The sequence below is a fragment of the Hydrogenophilus thiooxidans genome, assembly GCF_019049855.1.
Lineage (GTDB): Bacteria > Pseudomonadota > Gammaproteobacteria > Burkholderiales > Rhodocyclaceae > Hydrogenophilus > Hydrogenophilus thiooxidans.
Map to the genome: position 1 here is coordinate 1 of NZ_JAHLSY010000009.1, position 26085 is coordinate 26085.

24 protein-coding genes are annotated in these 26085 nt (G+C 62.0%); 22 read left to right on the forward strand and 2 right to left on the reverse strand.

All coding sequences use genetic code 11. The features are described 5' to 3' along the window. Window positions 1-170: 170 nt before the first annotated feature. The 22 genes from KUL93_RS05795 (at window position 171) to KUL93_RS05900 (ending at window position 24141) form a co-directional block, all read left to right on the forward strand. Window positions 171-518 (forward strand): hypothetical protein, encoded by a 348-nt coding sequence (locus KUL93_RS05795; protein WP_217126138.1) that lies wholly within the window; start codon window positions 171-173, stop codon window positions 516-518. A 66-nt stretch (window positions 519-584) separates the two neighbouring features. Then, window positions 585-1781 (forward strand): methyl-accepting chemotaxis protein, encoded by a 1197-nt coding sequence (locus KUL93_RS05800; protein ID WP_217126139.1) that lies wholly within the window; start codon window positions 585-587, stop codon window positions 1779-1781. Window positions 1782-2022: 241 nt separating this feature from the next. Then, window positions 2023-3690 carry an acetolactate synthase large subunit gene (gene ilvB, locus KUL93_RS05805; RefSeq protein ID WP_217126140.1) on the forward strand — a complete coding sequence of 556 codons (1668 nt, stop codon included), beginning with the start codon at window positions 2023-2025 and terminating at the stop codon, window positions 3688-3690. Window positions 3691-3706: 16 nt separating this feature from the next. Next, complete coding sequence (ilvN, locus tag KUL93_RS05810; RefSeq protein WP_217126141.1) at window positions 3707-4021, forward strand: acetolactate synthase small subunit; 315 nt, start codon at window positions 3707-3709, stop codon at window positions 4019-4021. A gap of 42 nt (window positions 4022-4063) precedes the next feature. Then, the gene (gene aroC / locus KUL93_RS05815) at window positions 4064-5203 is read left to right on the forward strand and encodes a chorismate synthase (protein ID WP_217126142.1); all 1140 of its coding nucleotides are present in this window, start codon (window positions 4064-4066) and stop codon (window positions 5201-5203) included. Between the two features lie 18 nt (window positions 5204-5221). Next, a complete protein-coding gene (locus tag KUL93_RS05820; RefSeq protein WP_217126143.1) occupies window positions 5222-6406 on the forward strand; it encodes an MFS transporter in 1185 nt (394 codons plus the stop codon). A gap of 28 nt (window positions 6407-6434) precedes the next feature. Beyond that, window positions 6435-7847, forward strand: coding sequence for a 3-isopropylmalate dehydratase large subunit (leuC, locus tag KUL93_RS05825; protein WP_217126144.1), 1413 nt, complete (start codon window positions 6435-6437; stop codon window positions 7845-7847). A gap of 2 nt (window positions 7848-7849) precedes the next feature. After that, window positions 7850-8494, forward strand: coding sequence for a 3-isopropylmalate dehydratase small subunit (gene leuD, locus KUL93_RS05830; RefSeq protein ID WP_346731661.1), 645 nt, complete (start codon window positions 7850-7852; stop codon window positions 8492-8494). 2 nt (window positions 8495-8496) lie between these two features. Beyond that, window positions 8497-9567, forward strand: coding sequence for a 3-isopropylmalate dehydrogenase (gene leuB / locus KUL93_RS05835; RefSeq protein WP_217126146.1), 1071 nt, complete (start codon window positions 8497-8499; stop codon window positions 9565-9567). A gap of 26 nt (window positions 9568-9593) precedes the next feature. Then, window positions 9594-10739, forward strand: a complete 1146-nt coding sequence (asd, locus tag KUL93_RS05840; RefSeq protein WP_217126147.1) for an aspartate-semialdehyde dehydrogenase — start codon at window positions 9594-9596, stop codon at window positions 10737-10739. Between the two features lie 48 nt (window positions 10740-10787). After that, window positions 10788-13754, forward strand: coding sequence for a FimV/HubP family polar landmark protein (locus tag KUL93_RS05845; RefSeq protein WP_217126148.1), 2967 nt, complete (start codon window positions 10788-10790; stop codon window positions 13752-13754). A 17-nt stretch (window positions 13755-13771) separates the two neighbouring features. Further along, window positions 13772-14332, forward strand: a complete 561-nt coding sequence (locus KUL93_RS05850) for a hypothetical protein (RefSeq protein ID WP_217126149.1) — start codon at window positions 13772-13774, stop codon at window positions 14330-14332. Next, complete coding sequence (gene truA / locus KUL93_RS05855; protein ID WP_217126150.1) at window positions 14329-15150, forward strand: tRNA pseudouridine(38-40) synthase TruA; 822 nt, start codon at window positions 14329-14331, stop codon at window positions 15148-15150. The genes KUL93_RS05850 and truA overlap by 4 nt, the downstream gene beginning before the upstream one ends. Next, window positions 15147-15809, forward strand: a complete 663-nt coding sequence (locus KUL93_RS05860; protein ID WP_217126151.1) for a phosphoribosylanthranilate isomerase — start codon at window positions 15147-15149, stop codon at window positions 15807-15809. Before truA ends, KUL93_RS05860 begins: the two co-directional genes overlap by 4 nt. A gap of 16 nt (window positions 15810-15825) precedes the next feature. Beyond that, window positions 15826-17052 carry a tryptophan synthase subunit beta gene (trpB, locus tag KUL93_RS05865; protein WP_217126152.1) on the forward strand — a complete coding sequence of 409 codons (1227 nt, stop codon included), beginning with the start codon at window positions 15826-15828 and terminating at the stop codon, window positions 17050-17052. Next, window positions 17049-17870: a tryptophan synthase subunit alpha gene (gene trpA / locus KUL93_RS05870; protein WP_217126153.1), complete on the forward strand. Its 822-nt coding sequence runs from the start codon at window positions 17049-17051 to the stop codon at window positions 17868-17870. The genes trpB and trpA overlap by 4 nt, the downstream gene beginning before the upstream one ends. Before the next feature lie 32 nt (window positions 17871-17902). Continuing rightward, a complete protein-coding gene (gene accD, locus KUL93_RS05875; RefSeq protein WP_217126154.1) occupies window positions 17903-18802 on the forward strand; it encodes an acetyl-CoA carboxylase, carboxyltransferase subunit beta in 900 nt (299 codons plus the stop codon). Continuing rightward, entirely contained in the window at window positions 18765-20096 is a 1332-nt protein-coding gene (gene folC / locus KUL93_RS05880) for a bifunctional tetrahydrofolate synthase/dihydrofolate synthase (protein ID WP_217126155.1), read from the forward strand. Before accD ends, folC begins: the two co-directional genes overlap by 38 nt. Continuing rightward, the gene (locus KUL93_RS05885; RefSeq protein ID WP_217126156.1) at window positions 20063-20944 is read left to right on the forward strand and encodes an SPOR domain-containing protein; all 882 of its coding nucleotides are present in this window, start codon (window positions 20063-20065) and stop codon (window positions 20942-20944) included. The genes folC and KUL93_RS05885 overlap by 34 nt, the downstream gene beginning before the upstream one ends. Next, a complete protein-coding gene (locus KUL93_RS05890) occupies window positions 20941-21441 on the forward strand; it encodes a CvpA family protein (protein WP_119335206.1) in 501 nt (166 codons plus the stop codon). Before KUL93_RS05885 ends, KUL93_RS05890 begins: the two co-directional genes overlap by 4 nt. A 1-nt stretch (window position 21442) precedes the next feature. Continuing rightward, window positions 21443-22978, forward strand: a complete 1536-nt coding sequence (purF, locus tag KUL93_RS05895) for an amidophosphoribosyltransferase (RefSeq protein WP_217126157.1) — start codon at window positions 21443-21445, stop codon at window positions 22976-22978. Beyond that, entirely contained in the window at window positions 22975-24141 is a 1167-nt protein-coding gene (locus tag KUL93_RS05900) for an O-succinylhomoserine sulfhydrylase (protein ID WP_217126158.1), read from the forward strand. The genes purF and KUL93_RS05900 overlap by 4 nt, the downstream gene beginning before the upstream one ends. Here KUL93_RS05900 and KUL93_RS05905 read toward each other — a convergent pair. Both KUL93_RS05905 and dnaJ read right to left on the reverse strand, forming a co-directional pair. Next, complete coding sequence (locus KUL93_RS05905; RefSeq protein WP_217126159.1) at window positions 24120-24878, reverse strand: UDP-2,3-diacylglucosamine diphosphatase; 759 nt, start codon at window positions 24876-24878, stop codon at window positions 24120-24122. The two genes, KUL93_RS05900 and KUL93_RS05905, sit on opposite strands and share 22 nt — an antisense overlap. Continuing rightward, complete coding sequence (gene dnaJ / locus KUL93_RS05910) at window positions 24875-26035, reverse strand: molecular chaperone DnaJ (protein ID WP_217126160.1); 1161 nt, start codon at window positions 26033-26035, stop codon at window positions 24875-24877. Before dnaJ ends, KUL93_RS05905 begins: the two co-directional genes overlap by 4 nt. Window positions 26036-26085 lie beyond the last annotated feature (50 nt).

Genomic DNA, 26085 nt, shown 5'->3' on the forward strand with positions numbered 1-26085 from the left:
AAGCCAGCCGAAAATGGCGGCAAAAAAGACATTTCTTGCCCACCGAGGTGTGAATGTCGAAGGGATACGGTCAGTCTCGCTCATTTCCAGTCAAATGCTTATTTGTTCAGCGTGTCCCTAATGGACAATTTGGGGTTATATCTTCTGTCATCAGAGAAAGGAGAATCCCGATGAAACTGCGTAGTCTCCTCCTGTTGATCGCAGCAGCGGTCTTGGTGTTACAGATCGTCGTTGCGGTGGTTTCGTGGAACGTGCTGGATCGCAGCATCCACCATTTTTCGGTGGTGCGTACCGTAGTGATGCCCAACACCAAAGCGTTGGATGACGCCTTGCTGATCGGGGTGCAGGTACAGGCCGCAATGCGATTGCTTGTCTTTGAACCCAATGATGCTTTAGCATCCGAACGGATGCTCGCCTCAATGCGTCAATTTCCCGACGCGCTCAAACCAGTACTTGAGACCGCGCGGCGCGAGAAGGTTCGCCAGCTCGTGCAGCAAATGATTCACGACTGGGAGTAGAGCGTTGTTCCGCTCATCGACCGTTTCCGTATCGCCCGGGAGAACAACGCGTCACCGAGCGAACTGATGGCACTGGCAAAAGAAACCACCCAAGCTTGGCGGCAAATTCGAGATCCGCTCGAAAAGATGATCAAAGAGCGCAATCAAGCAAACGATCGTGAAATTGCTGAGCTGGCCGATCGGCTCGATCAGTCACGGATCACAATCGAAGTGTTGCTAGCTTTGGCGATCGCTATTTTTCTGATCTCTGTCGCGATTTTCTACCGCCTGTTGGTGCAGCGCACCGCAGTGGCGCGACGCATCGTCGAGGAGGTTGCCGTTTCACGGAATTTGAGTGGGATGGATGGAAAACCGGGACGAGACGAGCTTGGCGAGGTGATTCAAGGAATCCTTCGCCTCAAAGCGGTATTACGGGAACTCATCACCGAACAGAGCAAAAGCCTTGAGGCCATCGTCCAGGTAACGAACAGCCAGGAGCGCGATGCCGATACGGCGGCACAGATGGCGCAAGCCGCTGCGCGCAACGCCGAAGAGATCGCTCAGGCAATTGATGAGATTGGTAACGGCATGGCGCTGCTGCGCGCCAACGCCGAGCAGGCGCAGAAGACAACAGAAACCACCGACCGTGCGGCGGCCTCAGGTGAGCAGACGATCGACAGGACAGCTGCGGAAATGGAAGCGATCGCCGCGATCGCCTCAACCGCTGCCGCCAGCGTCGAGGCGCTTGTCGAGCAGACGCAGCGCATCGGCACGATTGCTCATTCGATCGAGGAGATTGCCGATCAGACCAATCTCCTTGCGTTGAACGCTGCGATCGAGGCGGCGCGCGCGGGTGAGGCAGGGCGTGGTTTTGCCGTTGTCGCGGATGAAGTGCGCAAGCTCGCGGAACGTACTGCTGCGGCTACACAGCAGATCCGTTCGATCATCACCGAAGTGCAATCCGATTCCAACGAGGCGAGTCGGCAGATGGAGGAGGTGAAAGCGAAAGTGGCCAACGGCCAGGCGATGGCGGGCGATGTGCGCAGCGTGATCGCCCGCATTCGCGCCGCGGCCGATGAAGCGCGTGAAGCGGTGCGTACCATCGTCACGCAGATTGCCCAAGAGGTGCAGACGGCAGAGGCGCTTCGGACGCGCGCCGCACACGCGCTCAAGGCTGCCCATGAGAGCGCTGCCCGCGCCGAGGAGAGCAAACACAAAGCCGTGGCGCTCCGAGTAGAGGTCGCGGCGCAGCGCGATCGCCTTGCCGCAGCGTTTCGGCTCTGACCGCGCGGGTGCCATGCGCTTTGGGGTTGCGTTTTCCTGAGGAATGTGCTAAAAAACCGATCATCATGCCCTTCACGGACTTTGTGATGCCTCTTCTTACGCTTTCTGCCCTTCTGGTCGTAGTCGTTGTAGTAAGCCAGCCAACCGGCCGGAGGGCGGGCGTGTAGCCAGTAACGGTAAAGCAACCCCAGCAAACCCCTCCGGCAACCCCGGAGGGGTTTTTGTTTTAGAGGAGTCGAAAATGGAAACGATGACCGGGGCCGAATTGATGGTGCGGCTCTTGGAGCGGCAGGGAATCACCCACCTTGCTGGAATACCTGGTGGGGCCATTCTTCCCTTTTACGACGCATTGGCGCAAAGGGGGACGATCCAACACATCCTGGCGCGTCACGAGCAAGGGGCGGGTTTCATCGCGCAAGGCATGGCGCGGGTAACGGGGCAGGCGGCGGTGTGTGTTGCATCGAGCGGTCCTGGCGCGACCAACCTGCTCACCGCGATTGCCGATGCGCACCTCGATTCGATCCCGCTCGTCGCGATCACCGGTCAGGTGCCGCTTGCGATGGTGGGTACTGACGCGTTTCAGGAGGTCGACGTCTATGGCATGTCGATCCCGATCACCAAGCACAATTTTTTGGTGCGCTCGGCCGCCGAACTGTTGGAGGTGATTCCGCAAGCGTTCCGATTGGCGCAAAGCGGTCGGCCCGGTCCGGTGCTCGTCGATGTCCCGAAAGATGTCCAGAATCAGAAAATAAGCTTCGAACATTGGCCGGAACCGGGAGTGCGTGAGCCGGGTCCCGAAATCTCCTTGCCAGCGATCGAACAAGCAGCGGCGCTGATCAACGAAGCGGAGCGTCCGGTGCTCTACCTGGGCGGAGGGGTGGTTGCCAGTGGGGCTGCGCCGCTTGCGGTGGCACTGGCCGAACAGGCATCGATGCCCACCGTGATGACGCTGATGGGGCTGGGCGCGATGCCGGTCGATCATCCCCTCTCATTGGGGATGCTCGGCATGCACGGTGCACGCTACGCCAATTTCGCGGTGCAAGAGAGCGACCTTTTGGTAGTGGTGGGCGCGCGTCTCGACGACCGAGCGGTGGGCAAGGCAAGTGCTTTTGCCCCCAACGCCAAGATCGTTCACATCGATATCGACCGTGCGGAATTTGGCAAAATCAAAACACCGTACCTCGCGGTTCATGCCGACGTGAAAGCGGCGCTTGCGGCGCTGTTGCCGCGCGTGCGGCCGCAGATGCGCAAGCGGTGGCTTGCGCACGTCGCCGCGCTCAAGGCGCGTTACCCGCTGGCGATGCCCGGACGCGACGACGTGCGCCAGCACTACGGCCTCATCGCGGCGGTTGCCGAAGCGCTTGACGATTCGGCGGTGGTGGTGACCGATGTGGGCCAACACCAGATGTGGGCCGCGCAGGCCTATCCGTTGCGCCGACCGCGCCAGTGGCTCACCTCGGGCGGATTGGGGACGATGGGGTTTGGTTTGCCCGCTGCGATCGGCGCGGCGCTTGCCGAACCGCAGCGGACCGTGGTGCTGTTCACGGGCGATGGCAGTATCAAAATGAACATCCAAGAGTTGGCAACCCTTGCCGAGCTGCAAGCCAACGTCAAGATCGTCTTGATGGACAACCGCTCTTTGGGACTTGTCTATCAGCAACAAAACCTCTTCTACGGCAAACGGGTGATTGCGTCCCGCTATGGTCATGGGGTCGATTTCGTCACCGTGGCACTGGGGTTTGGCGTTCCCGCGTTCGATCTCGATGGCGTGGCGGACCCGAAAGCGGCACTGACGGAAGCGCTGACCACACCGGGCCCGGTCTTCATCCGTTGTCCGATCGATGCCGAGGCGTTCGTCTATCCCATGGTGCCCCCCGGGGCAGCGAACACCGAAATGATCGAGGCGTAACGACAAGGAGCAAGCGATGATCGAACAGGTGGCAGAGCCGCTGCCGACGAGCGGTTTCGAGAAAACGGTGTTGGAGCTCGAAGTGAACAACCATCCGGGGGTGATGAGCCACATCGTCGGGCTCTTTGCGCGGCGAGCGTTCAACGTCGAAGGGATTTTGTGTATGCCGTTGCCTGACGGGACGGTGAGTCGCATTTGGCTCCTTGTGTTTGCCGACCAACGGCTCGAGCAGCTCATCAAACAGTTGGAAAAACTCGTTGACGTGCGTTCGGTCCGTCAGCATGGGGCGGACCACGAGGTATTCGTTCAAGCAGAGCGCTTCTTCCGCTGACGCGTGCGATAATCGCCTTTTCGCGATGTTCAGGATCGGCGGATGAGCGGAAACACCTTTGGGCAGCTTTTTCGCGTGACGACCTTTGGCGAGTCGCATGGATCCGCGCTTGGGTGCGTGATCGATGGGTGTCCTCCCGGGCTTGCGATCGACGCGGCGGAAATCCAGCGGGAATTGGATCGGCGCAAACCGGGCACGAGCCGTTTCGTGACGCAGCGGCGCGAGCCGGATCGCGTCGAAATCCTCTCCGGGGTCTTCGAAGGGGTGACCACGGGCACGCCCATTGCGCTCCTCATTCGCAACGAAGATCAGCGCTCGAAAGATTACGGCAAGATTGCAGCAACGTTCCGTCCTGGTCATGCCGACTACCCCTACCTGATGAAATACGGGATTCGCGACTATCGAGGGGGCGGACGCGCTTCGGCGCGCGAAACCGCGGCGCGTGTTGCGGCCGGGGCGATCGCGAAGAAGTGGTTGCGCACCCACTACGGAATCGTGATTCGCGCGTTCTTGGCGCAGATGGGGCCGATCGCGATCCCATTCGTTTCGTGGGACGAAGTGGAGCGCAACCCCTTTTTCGCCCCCAACGCGGAGATCCTTCCTGAACTCGAAACCTACCTCGACGGGGTGCGGCGTGCGGGTGATTCGGTCGGCGGCAAAGTGACGGTCGTTGCGTCCCACGTGCCGGTGGGGTGGGGAGAACCGGTCTTCGGCAAGCTCGACGCGGAAATCGCCTACGCGATGATGGGCATCAACGCAGTCAAAGGGGTCGAGATCGGTGACGGAATGGCGGTTGCCGCACAACACGGCAGCGAACATGGCGACGAAATCACGCCGGAAGGGTTCTTGAGTGACCATGCGGGGGGAATGCTTGGCGGCATCAGCACCGGGCAGCCGATCATCGTCCATCTGGCGATCAAGCCCACTTCGAGCATCCGAATCCCGAAACGCTCCATTACCGTCACCGGCGAGCCCACCGAGGTGGTGACCACTGGCCGCCACGACCCGTGCGTTGCGCTGCGCGCGGCGCCAATCGCCGAAGCGATGCTCGCGCTGGTATTGATCGACCAGGCGTTGCGTCACCGGGCGCAATGCGGCGATGTGACGCCCCCCCTTCGTCCAGTTCCCGGCGTTGCGCCGCACGGTGCGTTGCCGTTCCCCCTTCCGCCTGAAGCGCCGTAGCGCACCGACCGCTGCGCGATGACCACCGCGCGTTTTCCCTTCTGGCCGCTTGCCGGTTACCAGTTTTTCTATTTTGCGTTCATCGGGATCTTTTCGCCGTACTTTCCGCTCTACCTCGACGCAGTGGGGTGGGGTGCCGGGTCGATCGCGGCGTTGATGGTGGTGATGCAAGCGGCACGGATCGTCGCGCCAACGCTCTGGTCGCTCTGGGCCGGTAACCGTTATGCGCGCATGCGTCAGGTGGTGCGTTGGGCACCGCTAGCCGCGGTCAGCGGGTTTTCGCTCTTCTATTTTTCGGACGACGTCCAGGCGGCGCTCGTCGCGGTTGGGATCGTCGCGTTTTTCTGGAGTGGGGCGCTGCCGCTTTTCGAAGCATTGACGCTGGCCCATCTGGGCCGGGCGGTGCGGCGCTATCCTCTGATTCGGCTCTGGGGGTCGGTGGGTTTCATCGCAGCCGTGGTGGGGGTCGGGGCGTGGCTCGAAATCATGCCGCTCTCTACGGTTCGCGACGGGATTGTGCTGGTTCTGGTCCTGCTTACCCTTTCGGGGTGGGCGCTGCCGCTGCCGGCAAACCCCCCTGCACGCCACGTGCCGCACCCCGCAAACTGGCGGTGGTGGCGTATCCCGGCGGTGCGCTGGTTTTTGCTGGCGACCTGCCTCATGTCGGTCGCACACGGGGCGCTCTACACCTTTTTTTCGTTGCATCTCGCGCTCATTGGCTACAGTAAAGTCGCAATCGGGGCTTTGTGGGCGTTGGGGGTGGTTGCTGAAATCGGGCTCTTTTTGATTCTGCCGCGTCTGACCGAGCACTGGGGCGTTGCCTGGCCGTTCGTCGTAACCTTTGCTGTTGCCGCGCTACGCTTTCTCCTCATCGGTTGGTTGGCGGAGTCGCCCGTCTGGGTGGGGGTCGCCCAGCTCATGCACGCGGTCACCTTTGCGCTCTACCACGGTTGCGCGGTGCAACTCATCAACGGTTGGTTCGGGCCACGGGCACCGGCGTTGGGTCAGGCCCTTTACAGCAGCCTCTCTTTCGGCTTGGGGGGGATGATTGGCTCGGCGTTGGCTGGCGTTGTCTGGACACACGGCGGCCCTGGGTGGACGTTTACCGCGTCGAGCGTTGCGGCACTTGCGGGGTTGTTTGCGGCGTGGCAGAGCGTGCGCACCGCAACACCATTTGTCAGAGCAAACGCTCCTATGGAATAATTGCACGATCCAACACAGGAAAGATGGGATGGCAGGCAAAACACTGTACGACAAACTCTGGGACGCCCACCTCGTTCGGCAGGATCCGGATGGTACGGCGCTCATCTATATCGATCGGCATCTGGTCCACGAAGTGACTAGCCCGCAGGCGTTCGAAGGGCTGCGCATGGCGGGGCGGAAACCGTGGCGCATCGATTCGGTGGTGGCCACCGCTGACCACAACGTGCCGACCGACCCGCAGGAGTCTGAGATCAAGGATCCGGTCTCGCGTGAACAGGTGGTGACGCTCGACGCCAATATCCGCGCGTTCGGGGCACTGGCCTATTTTCCCTATCGCGACCCCCGACAGGGGATCGTCCATGTGATCGGACCGGAAACTGGAGCTGTCCTACCCGGGATGACTGTGGTTTGTGGCGATTCCCATACCTCGACGCACGGGGCGTTTGCCTGCTTGGCGCACGGTATCGGCACGTCGGAAGTCGAGCATGTCCTGGCCACGCAGTGTCTGGTCGCGAAAAAATCGAAGAATATGCGCATCTGGGTCGATGGTGCGCTTCCGGAAGGCGTCACGGCGAAGGACCTGATTCTGGCGATCATCGGCAAGATCGGTACCGCAGGCGGAACAGGGCATGCGATCGAATTTGCGGGGCCTGCCGTTGCTGCACTCTCGATGGAAGGGCGGATGACCCTCTGCAACATGGCCATCGAAGCCGGTGCCCGTGTGGGGATGGTCGCGGCGGACGAGAAAACCATCGACTATTTTGCCGACAAACCCTTTGCGCCGAAAGGAGCGTTGTGGGAACAAGCGGTCGCTTATTGGCGGACGCTTACGAGCGACGACGACGCCCATTTCGATCAGGAAATTCATCTCGATGGGAGAACGCTGGTACCGATGGTCACCTGGGGCACCAACCCGGAGCAGGTGACGACGATCGATAGCGTCGTTCCAGACCCCGAATCGTTTTCTGATCCGGTGAAGCGCGCGGCGGCGAAACGGGCGCTTGAATACATGGGCCTTACGCCCGGCACGAAGATCAGCGAAATCGCCGTCGATCAGGTCTTCATCGGCTCATGCACCAATTCGCGTATCGAAGATCTGCGTGAAGCGGCACGGGTCGTGCAGAAACTGGGCCGCGGCAAAGCGGAAAACGTCAAGCGTGTGCTGGTCGTTCCCGGCTCAGGACAGGTGAAAGCGCAAGCCGAAGCCGAGGGACTCGATCGGATCTTTCGTGCCGCTGGCTTCGAATGGCGTGCGCCGGGCTGTTCGATGTGTCTGGGGATGAATCCCGATCAGTTGCAACCGGGCGAACGGTGCGCTTCGACCTCGAACCGCAATTTCGAAGGGCGCCAAGGGCCGGGCGGCCGTACCCATCTGGTGAGCCCCGCGATGGCTGCTGCCGCGGCGATTTTCGGCCATTTCGTCGATGTCCGGAGCTTGTGATGATGCAACCGTTTACCGTTCATGAAGGAATCGTCGCGCCGCTGGATCGCGCCAACGTCGATACCGATGCGATCATTCCGAAGCAGTTTCTGAAATCGGTGCGCCGCAGCGGTTTTGGTCCCTACCTCTTCGACGAATGGCGCTATTTGGACCGGGGCGAACCCGGTATGGACTGCAGTCAGCGGCCCAAAAATCCCGATTTCGTCCTCAATCAGCCCAGGTATGCCGGAGCCACCATTCTGCTCGCGCGGGAAAATTTCGGTTGCGGCAGTTCCCGCGAGCACGCGCCGTGGGCGCTGGTCGATTACGGATTTCGCGCGATCATCGCGCCGAGCTTTGCCGATATCTTTTATAACAACAGCTTCAAGAACGGTCTGTTGCTCATCACCCTGCCAGCGGAGACGGTCGACCAGCTCTTTGCCGAATGTGCGGCAACCCCGGGCTATCGCTTGAAGATCGATCTGGCGCAGCAGACGGTCACCAAACCGGATGGGTCGTCGTTGCGGTTTGCGATCGACCCATTCCGCAAAGAGTGTTTGCTGAACGGCTGGGATGAGATCGGTTTGACCTTGAGGTACGCCAGCGAAATCCGTGCGTTCGAAGCGCGGTATCGAGAACGCTACCCCTTCTATTTCGTGAAAGGATGATCATGTCGGTTACCACCAAAAAGGTCTGTCTGCTTCCGGGCGACGGGATCGGGCCGGAGATCGTTGCCGAAGCGGTCAAAGTGTTGCAAGCATTACAGCTTCCGATCGAATTCGAGACGGCGCTCATCGGCGGCGCCGCGGTGGATGCCACGGGGGAACCCTATCCTGAGGCAACGCAGAAGCTTGCGCGCGAAGCCGACGCCGTTTTGTTGGGGGCAGTGGGTGGCCCGAAATGGGATACGCTTCCGCGGCCGCAGCGGCCGGAACGGGGCCTTTTGGCGATCCGCAAAGACTTGAACCTCTTTGCCAACCTGCGCCCAGCGATCCTTTATGATGAACTGGCCGCGGCCTCGACCCTCAAGCCGGAGGTGGTTGCCGGGCTCGACATTCTGATCGTACGCGAATTGACGGGCGACATCTACTTTGGTGAGCCGCGCGGGATCGAGGTTCGAAACGGCGAGCGCGTCGGGTTCAACACGATGATCTATTCGGAAGCCGAGATCCGTCGCATTGGTCGAATCGCGTTCGAGGCGGCGCGCAAACGGCGTAAGCGCCTCTGCTCGGTCGACAAGATGAACGTGCTCGAAACCACGCAACTGTGGCGTGACGTGATGAACGAACTCGCGCCGCAATACCCCGACGTGACGCTCACCCATATGCTGGTCGACAATGCCGCGATGCAGTTGGTGCGCGCACCGAAACAGTTCGACGTGATCGTCACGGGCAATATGTTCGGCGACATCCTTTCGGACGAAGCGGCGATGCTCACCGGCTCGATCGGCATGCTCCCTTCGGCGTCACTCAACGAAACGGGCAAAGGGCTCTACGAGCCGTGTCATGGTTCCGCCCCCGATATCGCAGGGCAGGGGGTTGCGAACCCGCTTGCGACGATCCTCTCGGCAGCGATGATGTTGCGTTACAGTTTCGGTTGGGAAGACCCGGCAACGGCAATCGAGCGCGCAGTGCAGAAGGTCCTGGCGCAAGGGCTTCGCACGCGCGATATCGCTGCGCCTGGGGATACGGTCGTAGGAACCGCGGCGATGGGAGACGCGGTAGTCGCGGCACTGGCTTGACTTTTTGGTAATGGGAGTGGAACACGATGGCAAAACCACGCGTGGGTTTGATCGGATGGCGCGGCATGGTCGGGTCGGTGCTCATGCAGCGGATGACCGAAGCGGGCGATTTCGCGCTGATCGAACCGGTCTATTTTTCCACGTCGGCAGCGGGAAAACCGGCGCCGACCTTTGGCGGCGTGACACCCGAGCTGCCGCTGCAAGACGCATACGAGATCGACGCGCTGAAACCCATGGAGATCATCGTCACTTGTCAGGGGGGCGATTACACGAAAGCCGTCTACCGCAAACTGCGTGATGCCGGGTGGCAAGGGCACTGGATCGACGCAGCGAGCACGTTGCGGATGGAACCCCATACCGTGATCGTGCTCGACCCCGTGAACCGGGCCGTGATCGACGCGGCGTTGACAAACGGTGGGCGCGATTGGATCGGCGGCAACTGTACCGTTTCCCTGATGCTCATGGCCATGGGCGGTTTGTTTCGGGCCGGGTTGGTCGAATGGGTCAGCGCGATGACCTACCAAGCCGCCTCTGGCGCCGGTGCGCAAAACATGCGCGAACTCTTGCAGCAGATGGGGCGGCTTTATCAGGCGGTGGAACAAGAGCTCGCCGACCCCGCAAGCGCGATTCTGGAGATCGACCGCAAAGTCACCGAAACGATGCGTTCGCCCGATTTTCCCACCCACCATTTTCGCGGTGCGCCTCTGGCGGGGAGTCTCATTCCCTGGATCGACGTGCCGGTCGAGCACGGACAGTCGAAAGAGGAGTGGAAAGGGGGGGCGGAGTGCAACAAAATCCTGGGGTTGCCGCCTTTCCGTTCGCCGGGGTCGATCCCGATCGACGGCATCTGTGTGCGCATCGGGGCGATGCGGTGCCATTCGCAAGGGCTGACCGTCAAGTTGAAGCGTGACGTGTCGTTAACAGAGATCGAAGCGCTGATTGCCAACGCCAACGAATGGGTGAAAGTAGTGCCCAACGAACGGGAAATCACGGAGCGTGCGCTGACGCCCGCAGCGGTTTCCGGAACCCTCACCATTGCCGTTGGGCGGCTGCATAAATTGGCGATGGGGCCCGAGTATCTGGGGGCGTTCACCGTCGGGGATCAGTTGCTCTGGGGTGCTGCCGAACCGTTACGGCGTATGTTGCGCATTTTGTTGGAACAGCGTTCCTGATACACGGGCAGAGAACGGCTCGGCGACGCGACGAAAGGGGAGACAACCGTGACTGCACCACAACATCGCATGAAAAAATGGTTGCTTGCCGTGACAGGCGGTTTGGCGTTGTCGCCAGCCTTTGCAGCAAGCCTGGGCGAGTTGACGGTTGCTTCCCGCTTGGGCGAACCCTTGACCGCATTCGTGACGGTGCACGCCGACGCTGCCGAACTGCGTTCGATGGCGGTGGGGCTTGCCGACGAAGCGGCGTATCGCGAAGCCGGAATCACGCCCTCTTCGCTCCTGCCGAAACTCTCCGCGCGCCTGATTCCGCGGGGCGCCGGGTGGGCGGTCGAACTCAAGACGCGCGAGCCAGTCCGTGAGCCGTTCGTCAATGTCTTGCTCGATTTGCGTTGGAACGGCGGGCGGATTCTTCGCGAATACGCGATTCTGATCGACCCGCCCGAATACGCGCTGCCCACGCAACCCGTTTTGCCCAAAGCGGTTGCCGCATCCCGCATGACTACCGAGCCAAACGCTCAAGGTCGTGTCGGGGCACGTACCCCAGCAGATCCGTTCGTTCCGAACTCACCCGGAACGCGGTGGGTACGTCCGGGGGAAACGTTGCTAAAAATCGCTCGGGAAACGCAGCCGCGCGGGGTGCCGCTCGAGGTCGTCCTCTACGCGCTCTGGCAGAAAAACCCGGAGGCATTTCTTGGCAACGACATCAATCGGCTTCAGGCAGGCGTGCGGCTTCGTTTTCCCACTCCGGACGAACTGACCCAGGTGCCGGTTGCGGATGCGCGCAGCGCGATCGAAGTCCAGCTCAAAGGCGCGTTGGCTACTCACCGACAGCGCGTTGCCGAAAAGCCAGCGGTCGTCGCCGAAAAATCTGCTGCCGCTGCGAAAGGTTCGGTCGTTGCCCGTACGTCGATTACCGAAACCGAGCCAAGCGCACAAGCGCGCGACCAGGTTGAGATCAAACCCACTCAGGTCGTTTCTTCCCCTAAAGAGGCGCCACGGGCAGGGGCAAAAGCGGCTCCCCCTGATGCGGTGCCCATTGAAGATTGGCTTGCTGTGAAAGGGGAGTTGGAAGAGGCGCGCGAACGCATTGCGGCGCTCGAGCAACAGCTGGCGCGCGTTGCGCAGCTTTTGGAAGTGCAAAATGGGCTTTTGGCCCAACTGCAGCAGCAGGCGGTCGCGCAACCCGGAGCGAAGGCGAGCACAACGCCAGCCGCGCATTCGGAAGCGCCAGGCGCGAAAGCGGGGGCGGTTCCGCCGCGTCCCAACGAACCGGAACAAACGGCGGCAGCCCAACCCGAAGCGAAAGGAAACGAGCCGGCGCAGCCTAAGCAAGCGGAAACCGAGCCTAAGCAAGCAGAAACGAAGCCCAGGAAAACGGAAACCGAAAAGCCAGCGGTTTCTGAAACGGCGAAAACACCCACCAAAGCGCCGGCCGATGCTTCACTGCCTCGCACGACCGAACCCAGCTTCCTCGATTTTCTCCTCGAGCAACCGGCGCTGCTGGCAGGGGCGGGGGGCGCGGTGCTCCTTTTGGTTGCGCTCCTCATAATGCGGCAACGCAAACAACGGGAAAGTGATGCCCATTCCCCTGCCGCTGAGGCTATGGAACCCGCAACGCAGGCGGTGACGCAGACTGCGCAGAACGCACAAGCCACACAGCTCAAGACGCTCAGCACCGAACCCTCGCCTTCGCGGCTTTCGGCAGCTTCAGGGCAGGAGGTCGATACCTCTGCCAGTATTTTGGGCGCCGACTTCACCCAGGTTGCGTTCAACGCGCTGCAAGCGGACGAAGGGATCGATCCGGTGACGGAAGCGGAGGTGTTGCTTGCCTACGACCGCGACCAGCAAGCCGAAGAGATCCTCCTCGACGCGCTCAAAGAGACCCCGAATCGACCGCAGATTCCGTTGAAATTGCTCGAAGTCTATGGGAAGCGGGGTGACCGGCAACAGTTCGACCACTATTTCGCTATGGTGGCGGCACTGACCGGGCGTAGCGGCAAAGAGTGGGATCGCGCCGTGTCCTTGCATGAACGGTTCTTCGGCCCGATGCCGGGTGCGCAGAGCGCGCCGCTTGCTGCCGCTACGAATTTGACGCCTCAAACCGACGAAGAGACGCTGCACTTCGACAGCGCAGAAACGTCTGCTAAGCCGCAAGCCGTGCCGCAAGGGGAGTCCGAAGCGGGTATTGAAGCGGCCCCAGAGCCGACGCCAGCAACATCGTCAGAAGCGCCGCTCGATTTCGCGTTCAACCTCGATACGGCCCAGAAGGAAGGTGAAGCCGGTGCCGATGAGGCGACGGCGCGTGGCCCCGAGTCGGCCGCAGAGCCGGAACTTGCGCTCGATATCGATCTCGGCGATCTCGATTTTGATCTCGATCTCGAATCGGAACGGAAACCGCCAACCCAATCCGGAACGACACCGGAACGCCTGGGGGGCGACGCGCTTGGGGCGTTGGCCGAAACGCTCGAACCACAGACTACAACGCCATCGTCAGAAGCTTTGCCCAGCCAACCCGAACCTACGAAGCTTCCCGAGTCGCTCGAGCCGCAAGAGGCGATTACGCTCCCTGATCTCGACCTTGACTTCGAGTTCGAAACCGAGCAACCCAAGGAACCCGATGGCGAACCGGCTCTGGAAGCGAAAACCTTTGCCGAACCCCCTGCGGACGAACCCATGGTGACGGCGCTCGAGGGCGCTACCGCGCCGGCCGAACTGGAGCCGCCTGCTGAAGAAGAACCGGCAGAGCAACCCACCTCAGAATTCAGCGAACCCGCAACGCAGCCCTCTGTCGATCTTTCGGAACTTCCTGAGGTCGACCTGGAGACGGTGATGCAAGAAGAGGGGGAAGCGCTAGAAGACGAAATCGACGACAGCCGCCTCCAATTGGCGCAAGCGTACCTCGATATGGAGGACTTCGAAGGGGCTCGGGAGCTGCTCGAAGAGGTTGTGCGTGATGGTAGCCCCGAAGCAAAAGCCAAAGCCGAGTCCCTGTTGGCGCAGCTTTCAGGTTGATAGGGCGTTTGGCGTCGGTGCGCGTCTCCTATGCTTTACGGGTCTGGCTCTGGATTGCCGGCGCGGTCGCGCTGCAGGCCGTGGCTTCGCTCACGCTCCTAGCCCTTGTGACCCTGCTTGTTGCAGGTGCAGCGATTGCAATCGACCGGGCGCGTTTCGTGCGGCTCCTAAGCCGGATCCGCTGGCTGTTGCTCAGCATCGTGATCCTCTTTGGCTGGATGACGCCGGGCACGGCGATTGCGCCGTTCGCGGTTGCGTTGATGCCAACCTATGAAGGGATGGAATTGGCGCTGCTGCACGCCTTACGCCTATTGGCGTTGGTCGCATGGTTGATTTTCTGGTTCGCGTGGTTACCCATCCCCGAACAGCCGACAGCGCTGTATCGCGCGTTTTTTCCCTTGGTCTGGTTCGGCGTTCCGCTGGAACGCTTCGCGGTGCGTTTGGCGCTCATCCTCGACGGACTCGATGCGCTGGCGAAAGCGCCGGTCCGGCTTCGGGACTGGCGCCACCTGCCGCGCTGGCTCGAAGGGGAGGACAACGCAGCTGAGTCGTGTCGTCAGAAGGCGGGTTTGCGATGACCGAGCCGCAACGGTGGTTGCTGTTGGTCGCATACGCGGGGGATCGGTTCCACGGGTGGCAAAGCCAACCGTCGGGACAAACGGTTCAGGACCATCTGGAACGTGCGATTGCTGCGATCGCCCAGCACGCGGTTCGTGTCCATTGCGCGGGGCGAACCGACGTCGGTGTCCATGCGCTCGCGCAGGTGGTCCATTTCGATACCGTCGTGCACCGCCCGGCAAGCGCGTGGCAGCGGGGAGTGAACGCACACCTCCCGCCGGGAATCGCGGTGTGGCACGCCCAGCCGGTATCGCGACGGTTTCACGCGCGTTTTGGCGCGCGGGCGCGGCGTTACCGTTATCTCCTTCTGGTGGGTGCGGCACCACCGGCCCAATGGTGCGGAAAAGTTGGATGGTTTCACCGCCCGCTCGATGGCGAAGCGATGCAACGGGCGGCGCAATACTGGGTGGGTACCCACGATTTCAGCGCCTTTCGTGCGGCACAATGTCAGGCAAAATCGCCGGTTCGGACCGTCACCGCAGCAACGGTCACGGCAATTCCCGGCGGGTTCGCGTTCGACTTCGAAGCCGACGGCTTTTTGCACCATATGGTGCGCAATTTCGTCGGCACCCTGGTCGCGATCGGCAAAGGGTATGCGCCACCGGAATGGGCAGCGGAGCTGCTTACCCACCGTGATCGCACGCGCGCAGCGCCCACTTTCATGCCCGACGGGCTCTACTTCTGTGGTGCCGATTATGGTGCGGTGCCGGAACTTCCTGGCGGCGGGCGAATCATCAAAGTGCCGCAGTTGGCGATCAAGGGGGAGGAAACGACGTGACGGCGAAGGGTAACCGGCGGATCCGAGTCAAGATTTGCGGCCTGACGCGCGCCGTCGACGTCGCTGCGGCAGTCGAGGCCGGTGCCGATGCGCTCGGGTTCGTCTTCTATCCCGCTAGTCCCCGTGCCGTGACGGTGGCGCAGGCACGCGCGCTTGCGCGTGACGTGCCGCCGTTCGTGAGCATCGTCGCGCTCTTTGTCGATCCATCGGTCGCCGAGGTCGCTGCGGTCTTGGACGCGCTCCCCATGGCGCTCCTACAGTTTCATGGGCAGGAAACGCCCGAATTTTGTCGCCAGTTCCACCGCCCGTACCTCAAAGCCTTTCCGGCCCGATCGCAAGCGATGCTCGCCCAGGCGCTCGTCCGCTACCCGGATGCGTGCGGCTGGCTCGTCGATACCCCGACGGTTCAGCATGGCGGAAGTGGAAAGACGTTCGACTGGACCGTCTTGCCCCCCCCTGAAGCGCGGACGCGGCCGCTTGTGCTCGCCGGTGGTTTGACCGCGGATAACGTTGCCGAAGCGATCGCGCGCGTGCGCCCGTGGGCCGTCGATGTCAGCAGCGGCGTCGAAAGCGCGAAAGGGATCAAAGATCGCGGTAAAATCGAACGGTTCCTCACAGCGGTGCGCAGAGCCGAAAACGACTGTGCCGCTTCTCATTGATGGAGACCAGACGAGCATGAACGCCCCCCAACCGAAGGCAACGGCGCAACCCTACGCCTATCCCGACGCAAACGGCCATTTTGGTCCCTACGGAGGCGTGTTCGTCGCCGAAACGCTGATACCCGCGCTCGAAGCGCTCACCGAAGCGTATGAAGCGGCGAAGGACGATCCGGCGTTTCGAGCTGAATTTGAAGCCGATCTCAAACAGTACGTCGGGCGTCCTACTCCGATCTACCACGCGAAACGCTGGTCGGAGGCGTTGGGTGGCGCGCAGATTTATCTCAAACGCGAAGACCTCAACCATACCGGGGCGCACAAGATCAACAACTGCATCGGTCAAGCCCTCTTGGCGCGCCGCATGGGCAAACCCCGCGTGATCGCTGAAACGGGCGCTGGGCAGCATGGGGTTGCGACGGCGACGGTGGCCGCCCGATTCGGGCTGAAATGCGTCGTCTATATGGGGGCAGAGGATGTCCAGCGGCAGGCGGCGAACGTCTATCGCATGAAGCTCTTGGGTGCCGAGGTCGTGCCGGTCCATTCGGGGTCGAAGACCCTCAAAGACGCGCTCAACGAGGCGCTGCGTGACTGGGTCACCCATGTTGCGGACACCTTCTACATCATCGGAACCGTCGCCGGTCCGCACCCCTACCCGATGATGGTGCGCGACTTCCAAGCGGTGATCGGACGCGAATGCCTCAAACAGATGCCGGCGCTCGTCGGGCGACAGCCCGACTACGTGATCGCCTGTGTTGGTGGGGGATCGAACGCGATGGGCATCTTCTACCCCTACCTTCCGTACGAGTCGGTGCGGCTCATTGGGGTCGAAGCCGCCGGCGAAGGGATCGCCACCGGGCGCCATGCCGCAAGCCTCACCGCTGGCCGGCCGGGCGTGCTTCACGGCAACCGAACCTATCTCTTGCAAAACGAAGATGGGCAGATCATCGAAACCCATTCGATCTCGGCCGGCCTCGACTACCCGGGGGTTGGGCCGGAGCACGCGTGGCTGAAAGAGATTGGGCGCGCGGAATACGTTGCCGTGACCGACGACGAGGCGTTGGCTGCGTTTCACGATCTGTGCCGCTACGAAGGCATCATCCCCGCGCTCGAATCGTCGCATGCGCTCGCGTACGCGGCCAAGATTGCGCCGAGATTGGCCAAAGATCGGATCCTTTTGGTGAACCTCTCGGGGCGTGGCGACAAAGACATGCATACGGTTGCCCAACGTGCGGGGATCACGCTATGAGTGCTCCTTCTAACCGCATCGACAGCCGGTTTGCGCGCCTCGCTTCCGAGCGGCGCAAAGCGCTGATTCCGTTCGTGACCGCCGGTTTTCCCGCTCCGGAAGTGACTGTTCCGCTCATGCACGCGATGGTGGCGGCTGGAGCCGACCTGATCGAATTGGGCGTACCCTTTTCCGACCCGATGGCCGACGGGCCAACGATTCAGCGCGCCAGTGAACGGGCGCTTGCAAACGGGCAGACGTTGGCGAAAACGCTCGCGATGGTCGAAGCGTTTCGTGCGCAAGACCGTGAGACCCCCGTCGTGCTGATGGGGTACTTGAACCCAATCGAAGCGATGGGGTGGGGGCGTTTCGTTTGTGAGGCTGCGCGCGTCGGGGTTGACGGGGTGCTCACCGTCGACCTGCCGCCGCAAGAGGCGCACGAACCGGCTCGGTTGCTCCATGCAGCAGGGATCGCGCCGATCTTTCTGTTGGCACCAACCTCGCCAGAGACGCGTGCGCGGGTGGTGGCCAAACTGGGGCGCGGCTACGTCTACTATGTGTCGCTCACCGGTGTGACCGGCGCCGGGCACCTCGACGTCGCAGCGGTCGCGGAACGCCTTGCCGCGTTGCGGCAGTGGGTTGCGCTGCCGATCGTGGTGGGTTTTGGCGTCAAAGATGCCCAGTCGGCACAAGCAATCGCCAAGGTTGCCGATGGTGTGGTCGTCGGTAGCCGATTGATCGAAGCAATCGACGCCGATCCGGCCAACGCCGTTACCGCAGCCACTCAATTGCTCACCCCGCTGCGCGCGGCAGTCGATGCGGTTGCGGCAACGGCGTAACCGCCACGGAGCGAGAAAGGAAACGGGTGACGATGAACTGGTTGGATAAAATCATTCCGCCGGGCATTCGGCGGGTCACGAGTGGCGCACGCAAAAGCGTGCCCGAAGGGTTATGGACCAAATGCCAGGGATGCGAAGCGGTCCTCTACACTGCTGACCTCGAAGCCAACTTGCGCGTCTGTCCACAATGTGGCCACCACCACCGTTTGGGGGCGCGCGCGCGACTCGACGCGTTGCTCGACCCACAAGGGCGTGAGCCGATCGGTGACGAAGTTCGGCCAGTCGACCCGTTGCGTTTCAAAGACAGCAAGCGCTATACCGAGCGGCTCAAAGAGGCGCAGCGCGCAACCGGCGAACACGACGCGTTGGTGGTCATCGCAGGCACCGTGGAACAGATCCCCGTCGTCGCCGCGGCGTTCGAATTCGAGTTCCTGGGGGGATCGATGGGGTCGGTCGTGGGCGAACGCTTCGTTCGTGGGGTGCGAGCCGCGGTCGAGCGCCGGGCCGCATTCGTCTCCATTGCGGCAAGCGGGGGCGCGCGCATGCAGGAGGGGCTTCTCTCCCTGATGCAGATGGCCAAAACCAACGCGGCGCTGGCGCAATTGGCGGAGGCTGGGTTACCCTATCTCTCGATCCTCACCGATCCGACGATGGGCGGCGTTTCCGCAAGTTTCGCGTTCATGGGCGATCTGGTCGTCGCCGAACCGGGGGCGTTGATCGGTTTTGCCGGACCGCGGGTGATCGAACAGACCGTGCGGCAAACGTTGCCCGATGGGTTCCAACGCGCCGAATTCCTGCTAGCAAAAGGGGCGATCGACGCGGTAGTCGATCGACGCGAACTCAAGCAGTGGACGGCGCGCGCCCTGAGCCTATTGATGGCCCGGTTTGGCACCCATGAATCCATCCCCGACGCCCCTTTCGCCACCGTCTGAGCACGCGCTACCGCAAAGCGTCGACGCGTGGCTGGCGCGGATCGAGGCGCGCGGCAGTGAAGCGCGCATCGTGCTGGGATTGGAGCGCGTTCGGGCGGTTTGGGAGCGGCTCTGGGGCGATCGTCCCTTTCCCCATCCGGTGATCACCGTTGCCGGCACGAACGGCAAGGGATCGACCTGTGCCTATCTCGACGCAATCTATCGCGCCGCTGGCTACCGCGTCGCTTGCTACACCTCGCCGCATCTCGTGCGTTTTCACGAACGGATCCGGGTGGGTGGTGTGCCAATCGACGATGCAGCGCTCATGGCGGCATTTTCCGCAGTGGAGAAGGCGCGTGACGCTCTTGCCCTCACCTATTTTGAATTCGTAACCCTTGCTGCGCTGTGGCATTTTGCGCAGACGCCGCTCGATCTCGTCATTTTGGAAGTGGGGATGGGGGGGCGGCTCGACGCGGTGAATCTGATCGACCCCGACGTTGCGATTCTCACAACGGTCGACCTCGACCACCAGGCGTGGCTGGGGCCGGACCGCGAAGCGATCGGGCGCGAAAAAGCGGGGATCTTCCGCACCGGACGTCCCGCGGTCGTCGCCGACCCCGACCCTCCGCAAAGCGTCCTTGCCACGGCAACGGCGCGCTCGGCACCGCTTTTTCGCATTGGGGTCGAGTTCGGTTTCGAACCCCAAGAGACCCAATGGCGGTGGTGGGCAACCGGTTTTGGGCAGCGCGCGGGGCTGCCTGCGCCCGCGTTGCGCGGCGAGGGGCAGTGGCACAACGCTTCGGCGGCGTTGATGGCGGTTTCGCTCTTGAGCGATCGGCTGCCGGTGCCGCAACAAGCGGTGCGAGAGGGGCTATTGACGGCGACGCTACCGGGTCGGTTTCAACTGTTGCCGGGGCGTCCGCTTGTGATCCTCGACGTTGCGCACAATCCGCAGGCGACGGCGGCGCTGGCGAAAAACCTCCACGCGCTGCGGTTGCCCACGCCTACGTACGCGATCTTCGGATGCTACCGTGACAAACCGGCTGAAGCGCTCGTAGCGCCGCTCGTTCCCTCGATCGACCGGTGGTGGCTGGTGCCAACCCCGGGGGAACGCGGCCAGGATGCGGCGGCTCTGGAACCGATCGTTTCCGCGGCAGGGGCGCGCGCCGTCACGGTTGCTGCGCATCTCGAAGCGGCCTTGACGCAAGCGGTGAAGGAAGCTGGGCCGGATGATAAAATCGTCATTTTCGGCTCCTTTTCGATCGTCGGACAGGCCTTGGCATGGCGCGACACGCAGCGCACCACGAATCCGTGACCGATCCCGTGGCTTCGTCACCCAGTGAGGCTCTTTTACGAGCGCGGCGCCGTTTTTTCGGAACGCTGGCTCTCTTTGGTCTGAGTCTTCTCGTCCTGCCGTTCGTGATGGATTCGGAACCGCCTGCATCGCTTCCTGCACCAACGGTTCGGTTCATCACGGAAAAGCAAGAGGTGATCACGCTTCGTCCTGGAACGGAAGCCATTACGCGTTCGGATTCGGATGCGAATGCTCCTGCGCCATCTGACCTTCCCGCTTCCTCCACAGAGGGGGCGCCAGCGGATGCGGCACCGCGTTCGGCAGTAGAACCCACCCCGGGTGCTCGAGCCGAACCCGCCGAGTCGTCTGCAAGTAGCAGCGGCAAAACGCCGGAAAAGGGGCGCTCGTCCCAGCAAAGTGGAACGCAGAACCCGCAAAACGCCGCTCACGATCGACCCAGCCAAAACGGGCAAAAAGCAGCGCACGAACGAACGGAAGCAAGCGTACCATCCGCAACCAAGGAGGTCGCACAACCCAAAAAGAACGTACCGATCTGGTCCGAAGCCAAGATTAGTGATACCGCGAAGGCGCAGGCGGCGTTGCAAGGTATTTCGTCACCGCAGCAACCCCTTACCCAGTTCTGGTACGTTCAGGCGGGTGCGTTCAAAGAGGAGGCGCAGGCGATCAGAGCGGTCGAACAGCTTCGACGTGCCGGTTATCCTGCATATCTCATGTCTGCGCAGGGGGGGTGGTATCGCATTCGGGTCGCCCCTTTTGTCACCGAAGCGGACGCGGAAGCGGTAACGGGCAAAATCGCGGCGCTCGTCGGCGGCAAACCGCGCGTCGGGGCGCAGAGGATCGCGCAATGAATCCGTTCGATCTTGCTGTCGTTGCGGTGATTGCGCTCTCGGTGGTTGCGGGGATCTGGCGTGGAATCGTTGCCGAGTTGCTGTCGCTTGCCGCGTGGGGGATCGCGATCGCTGCGGGATGGTTTTGGGGAGAAGCGCTTGGTGAGCGGGTGCTGGCCACGGTCTTTTCCGATCCCCGCTTGCGCTGGTTGGGTGGTGCGGTGATCCTTGCCCTTGCGGTTTTCTTACTGAGCGCCATATTGCGCGCGCTCTTAGGCGAGGTGTTGAAAGTGACGGGTTTGGCCGCTTTCGACCGCTTTTTGGGCGCATGGTTCGGTTTGGCGCGCGGCGTGGTGGTCGTGGTTTTCGTCGCGCAAGTACTGTTGTGGTTGGGCGCGGAAAAGACCCAATGGTGGCAAGCTGCGAAGACGCGCCCGTGGGTAGAAGCCGGGTTGGCGGAAGCGCTCCTTCTCTTGCCGGATACGGTGACACAACGCGTGGTGCAAAAGGGGTCTTGAAATGTGCGGAGTCATTGGGGTCGTTGCGCAGGAACCGGTCAATCAATTGCTCTATGACGGGTTGCTCGTCTTGCAGCATCGCGGCCAAGATGCGGCGGGCATCGCCACCGGCGCCGACGGGCGCTTCTTTCTCCACAAAGGGCCTGGATTGGTGCGCGACGTCTTTCGTACGCGCAATATGCGTAACTTGGTCGGCAATTGGGGGATCGGCCATGTGCGCTACCCCACCGCAGGGGATCCGTGCGATGTCTCGGAAGCGCAACCCTTCTACGTCAATTCCCCTTTCGGGATTTTGCTGGCGCACAACGGCAACCTTACCAATACCGAAACCCTGAAAGCGGAGCTCTTTCGCACCGATCGGCGACACATCAATACCAATTCCGATTCCGAAGTGATCCTCAACGTGTTGGCACACGAATTGCACCGTTCGGTTTCGGGGTTGGAATTGACCGACCGCGCCGTGTTCGACGCGGTGCGCGGGGTGCACCGTCGCTGCCGCGGCGCGTACGCGGTGGTCGCGATGATCGCCGGTTATGGCCTTTTGGCTTTTCGGGATCCGTTTGGCATTCGCCCGCTCGTCTTTGGCAAACGCGAAAGTGCCAACGGAACCGAATGGATGGTCGCTTCCGAATCGGTTGCGCTCGATGTCTTGGGGTTCGAACGCGTGCGCGACGTCGCACCGGGTGAAGCGATCCTCTTTTCGGCCGAACAGGGGATGCGCGCGGAGCAGTGTGCCGATCGGCCGATCCTGGCGAGCTGTCTCTTCGAATTCGTCTATTTGGCGCGGCCTGATTCCTTCATCGACGGGGTTTCGGTCTATGACGCGCGGGTGAAGATGGGCGCGAAACTGGCCGAGCGATTTCACGCATTGATGCCGCAGGAAAGGGTCGATGTCGTCGTACCGGTTCCCGACTCTTCGCGGCCCGCGGCGATGGAGATGGCGCAGCGCTTGGGGGTAGCCTATCGCGAAGGGTTCGTGAAGAATCGCTACATCGGGCGCACCTTCATCATGCCGGGGCAAGCGGTACGGAAAAAATCGGTGCGACAAAAGCTCAACGTGATCGAACAGGAATTCGCCGGAAAAAACGTGCTCATTGTCGACGATTCGATCGTGCGGGGCACCACGTCGCGCGAAATCGTCCAGATGGCGCGGGATGCGGGGGCAAAGCGCGTGATCCTCGCCTCTGCTGCGCCGCCCGTGCGCTACGCCAATGTCTATGGGATCGACATGCCGACGCGCGCCGAGCTGATCGCAGCGTATCGGGATGAGGCGGAGATTTGCGCCGAGATTGGCGCCGACCGCATCCTTTATCAGAGCCTCGACGACCTCAAAGCGTGCATTCGCGAGATCAACCCGGAGATTACCCACTTCGAGGCTTCCTGTTTCGATGGCTGCTATATTACCGGCGACGTTTCGCAAGAGTACCTCGACGGGATCGAAGCGCGCCGGAGTCGCGGTGCGCATAATCCCGCGCGCGGTGGCGGCAATCAGCTCGACCTCACTTTGGCCGGTGGGGATGAGGAGCGCGACGCGTGAAAGCAAAAACCCTTGCCGTTCGCGCGGGACAGACGCGCAGCCACTTTCAAGAACACGCCGAAGCGCTCTATCTGACTTCGAGCTTCGTGTTCGAATCGGCTGCGCAAGCGGCGGCACGCTTTGCTGGGGATGAGGAAGGATTCGTCTATTCCCGTTACGCCAATCCCACGGTGGCGATGTTCGAAACCCGCCTTGCGGCGCTCGAAGGGGGGGAACGGTGTGTTGCGACGGCCAGTGGGATGGCGGCGATCCTTGCGGTGGTGATGACGTTCTGCCAAGCCGGGGATCGAATCGTTGCGGGGCGCGGCCTTTTCGGCGCAACGCAGCAGCTATTGGGATCGATTTTTGCCCGGTTTGGGGTCGTGACCGAATGGGTCGACTTGAGCGACCCAGAAGCCGCCGCAGCCTCGATTCGTCGGGTTCGTCCGCGGCTTGTCTATTGCGAGAGTCCCACCAACCCGTTGACCGAGCTGGTCGATCTTGCGTTCGTCGCCGAGGTGGCGCATGAGGTGGGGGCCCTTTTCGTCGTGGACAACTGCTTCTGTACCCCGATCTTGCAACAGCCGCTTGCGTTTGGCGCCGATCTGGTCGTTCATTCCGCAACCAAGTATCTCGACGGACAAGGGCGCGTTTTGGGGGGAGCGGTCGTCGGGGCGCAGGCGCTGATCAACGAGGTGGTGCGGTTTCTGCGCACTGCGGGGCCGTCGCTTTCGCCGTTCAACGCTTGGGTGCTCTTAAAGGGCCTTGAGACGCTGCCGCTGAGAATGCACGCGCACTGCGCGCACGCTCAGGCAGTTGCGGAATTTCTGGCCGGACATCCGAACGTGACGCGCGTCTATTTTCCCGGGCTCCCCAGTCACCCGCACCACGAGTTGGCCAAGCGGCAACAGCGTGGATTCGGTGGGATCGTCGCGTTCGAGGTCGCTGGCGAGCGGCAAGCCGCATGGCAGGTGATCGACCGCGTCCGCCTCTTTTCGATTACGGCGAATCTGGGGGACGCGAAAAGCACCATCACCCATCCGGCGTCCACGACCCACGGGCGTCTGTCGCCAGAGGTCCGCGCTGCGATGGGGGTGCGGGAAGGGTTGATTCGGCTGTCGGTCGGGTTGGAGGATCCCGAGGATCTGATCGCCGATCTCGATCAGGCACTCTCCATGCGGTGAAAACCCGCTGCGTCGAGTCGCGCTAGCGGCGTGGGTTGGTGATCGCGCCATTCGGCGAGCACCCATCGGGTGCGCAGGGTGCCCGTTACCGGGTCGGGGTACGTCACAGCGCGGGGAATGTGGGTGTGACCGTGGATGAGGTGGGTGCCGGGATAGCGGCGAAAAAGCGCCGCAACGGCGGCTTCGCTCACATCATCGGGAATGTCGTGGCGCGCTGCGCTTTGTGCGCGCGCTTGCTGCGCAAATGCTAGCCGTTCCGCTAACGGGCGCGCCAAGAACGCGCGTTGCCACGCAGGGTCGCGCGCTTGGGCGCGCCATGCCAGGTAGGGCGCATCATTCCAGCAGAGTGCGTCGCCGTGGGTAAGGAGATAACGCGCTCTTCCGGTATCGACACCGACCAGGTCTGGGAGGCGGCGAAAGCCCAATCGCCTTGCCAAATGGCGTCCCACCAGGAAATCGCGGTTCCCGGGCTGAAAGAGGATGAGCCGCTGCTTAGCAACCGCTGCAAGCTGGGTGAAGAGGTCAGCGAACGCAGGGGGATCCCAGTCGTCGCCAATCCAAAAATCGAAAAGGTCCCCCAGGATCGCAACCGGCTCTTCAGGTGGGAGTTGCTGCAACCATTGAACGAACTGGTGTTGCCGTGCGCAGGGTGTGATCGGATCGAGGTGAAGGTCTGAGAGTAACCACAGCACCGGCAGGCGCAACCACAGGCGGCAGTACAGCTGCGGTGGGGTCATTCGACGCGGTCGTTTTCGCTACCGCCAGCCGTGAAGAATTCCCGCACGCGGTCGAGCCAGCTTTTGCTCTTCGGTTGCTGCCGCTCTTGGTGTTCGCGGCCAATCGCTTCGAATTCACGGAGGAGTTCTTTCTGGCGTTCGGTGAGATGCACCGGCGTCTCAACCACGACGTGGCAGTAGAGATCCCCAAAACCGTGGTGGCGGACGTTTTTGATCCCCTTGCCGCGCAGCCGGAAAACCTGGCCAGTTTGGGTCTCCGGGGGGATTTTCAGGCGCGCGACACCGTCGAGCGTCGGAATTTCGATTTCGCCGCCCAGCGCCGCGGTGACGATCGAAATCGGCATTTCGCAATGCAGGTCGTCACCATCTCGTTGAAAGATCGGGTGCGGTTTGACATGGATCTCCACGTAGAGGTCGCCCGGCGGTCCGCCATTGATCCCCGGTTCGCCGTAGCCGCTCTGCCGCAAGCGCATGCCGGAATCGATCCCTGCTGGAATTTTCACCTCCAGCGTTTTGTGTCGGCGAATCCGGCCGGCGCCACGGCACTCTGGACAGGGGTTGGCAATCATCGTTCCGGTGCCATGGCAGTCGGGGCAGGTTTGCTGAATGGAGAAGAAACCCTGTTGCATCCGAACTTGGCCCATCCCGCCACAGGTCGGGCAGGCGCGGGGTTGGGTTCCGGGTTTGGCACCGCTGCCATGACAGGTGGTGCAGGTTTCGTAGGAGGGGACACGGATCGTCTTGGTGGCGCCATGGGCCGCCTCTTCGAGCGAGATCTCGAGGTGGAAGCGCAGATCGGCGCCGCGATAGACCTGTGTGCGGCTGCGACGGGTGGTGCTGCCGCCAAAGAGGTCTTCGAAGATGTCACCAAATGCGCTCGCGAAATCGTCGAAGCCGCGCGCTCTCTCGCCAGCGGCCGCTGCCGCGCTTGGGTCAACGCCCGCGATGCCGTACCGATCGTATGCGGCGCGTTTGGACTCATCCGAGAGGATGTCGTACGCGCGTTGAATCTCTTTGAATTTCTCTTCCGCGGCTTTGTCGCCCGGGTTGCGGTCCGGGTGGTACTTCATCGCAAGCTTCCGGTATGCTTTCTTGATTTCGGCAGCGGAAGCGTCGCGGGAAACCTCGAGAATCGCGTAGAGGTCGATTTCACTCATGGGTTCGATCCGTCACTGAGGTACAAAAACAAGCAAAAGAAGCCGCTACC

Coding starts and splice junctions, on each gene's coding strand:
- KUL93_RS05800 (WP_217126139.1), top strand. CDS start 585: ATGGCACTGGCAAAAGAAACCACCCAAGCTTGGCGGCAAATTCGAGAT.
- aroC (WP_217126142.1), top strand. CDS start 4,064: ATGAGCGGAAACACCTTTGGGCAGCTTTTTCGCGTGACGACCTTTGGC.
- accD (WP_217126154.1), top strand. CDS start 17,903: ATGAACTGGTTGGATAAAATCATTCCGCCGGGCATTCGGCGGGTCACG.
- trpB (WP_217126152.1), top strand. CDS start 15,826: ATGAACGCCCCCCAACCGAAGGCAACGGCGCAACCCTACGCCTATCCC.
- leuB (WP_217126146.1), top strand. CDS start 8,497: ATGTCGGTTACCACCAAAAAGGTCTGTCTGCTTCCGGGCGACGGGATC.
- dnaJ (WP_217126160.1), bottom strand. CDS start 26,035: ATGAGTGAAATCGACCTCTACGCGATTCTCGAGGTTTCCCGCGACGCT.
- folC (WP_217126155.1), top strand. CDS start 18,765: ATGAATCCATCCCCGACGCCCCTTTCGCCACCGTCTGAGCACGCGCTA.
- KUL93_RS05890 (WP_119335206.1), top strand. CDS start 20,941: ATGAATCCGTTCGATCTTGCTGTCGTTGCGGTGATTGCGCTCTCGGTG.
- asd (WP_217126147.1), top strand. CDS start 9,594: ATGGCAAAACCACGCGTGGGTTTGATCGGATGGCGCGGCATGGTCGGG.
- purF (WP_217126157.1), top strand. CDS start 21,443: ATGTGCGGAGTCATTGGGGTCGTTGCGCAGGAACCGGTCAATCAATTG.
- truA (WP_217126150.1), top strand. CDS start 14,329: ATGACCGAGCCGCAACGGTGGTTGCTGTTGGTCGCATACGCGGGGGAT.
- leuC (WP_217126144.1), top strand. CDS start 6,435: ATGGCAGGCAAAACACTGTACGACAAACTCTGGGACGCCCACCTCGTT.
- KUL93_RS05820 (WP_217126143.1), top strand. CDS start 5,222: ATGACCACCGCGCGTTTTCCCTTCTGGCCGCTTGCCGGTTACCAGTTT.
- KUL93_RS05795 (WP_217126138.1), top strand. CDS start 171: ATGAAACTGCGTAGTCTCCTCCTGTTGATCGCAGCAGCGGTCTTGGTG.
- ilvN (WP_217126141.1), top strand. CDS start 3,707: ATGATCGAACAGGTGGCAGAGCCGCTGCCGACGAGCGGTTTCGAGAAA.
- KUL93_RS05885 (WP_217126156.1), top strand. CDS start 20,063: ATGGCGCGACACGCAGCGCACCACGAATCCGTGACCGATCCCGTGGCT.
- trpA (WP_217126153.1), top strand. CDS start 17,049: ATGAGTGCTCCTTCTAACCGCATCGACAGCCGGTTTGCGCGCCTCGCT.
- ilvB (WP_217126140.1), top strand. CDS start 2,023: ATGGAAACGATGACCGGGGCCGAATTGATGGTGCGGCTCTTGGAGCGG.
- leuD (WP_346731661.1), top strand. CDS start 7,850: ATGCAACCGTTTACCGTTCATGAAGGAATCGTCGCGCCGCTGGATCGC.
- KUL93_RS05905 (WP_217126159.1), bottom strand. CDS start 24,878: ATGACCCCACCGCAGCTGTACTGCCGCCTGTGGTTGCGCCTGCCGGTG.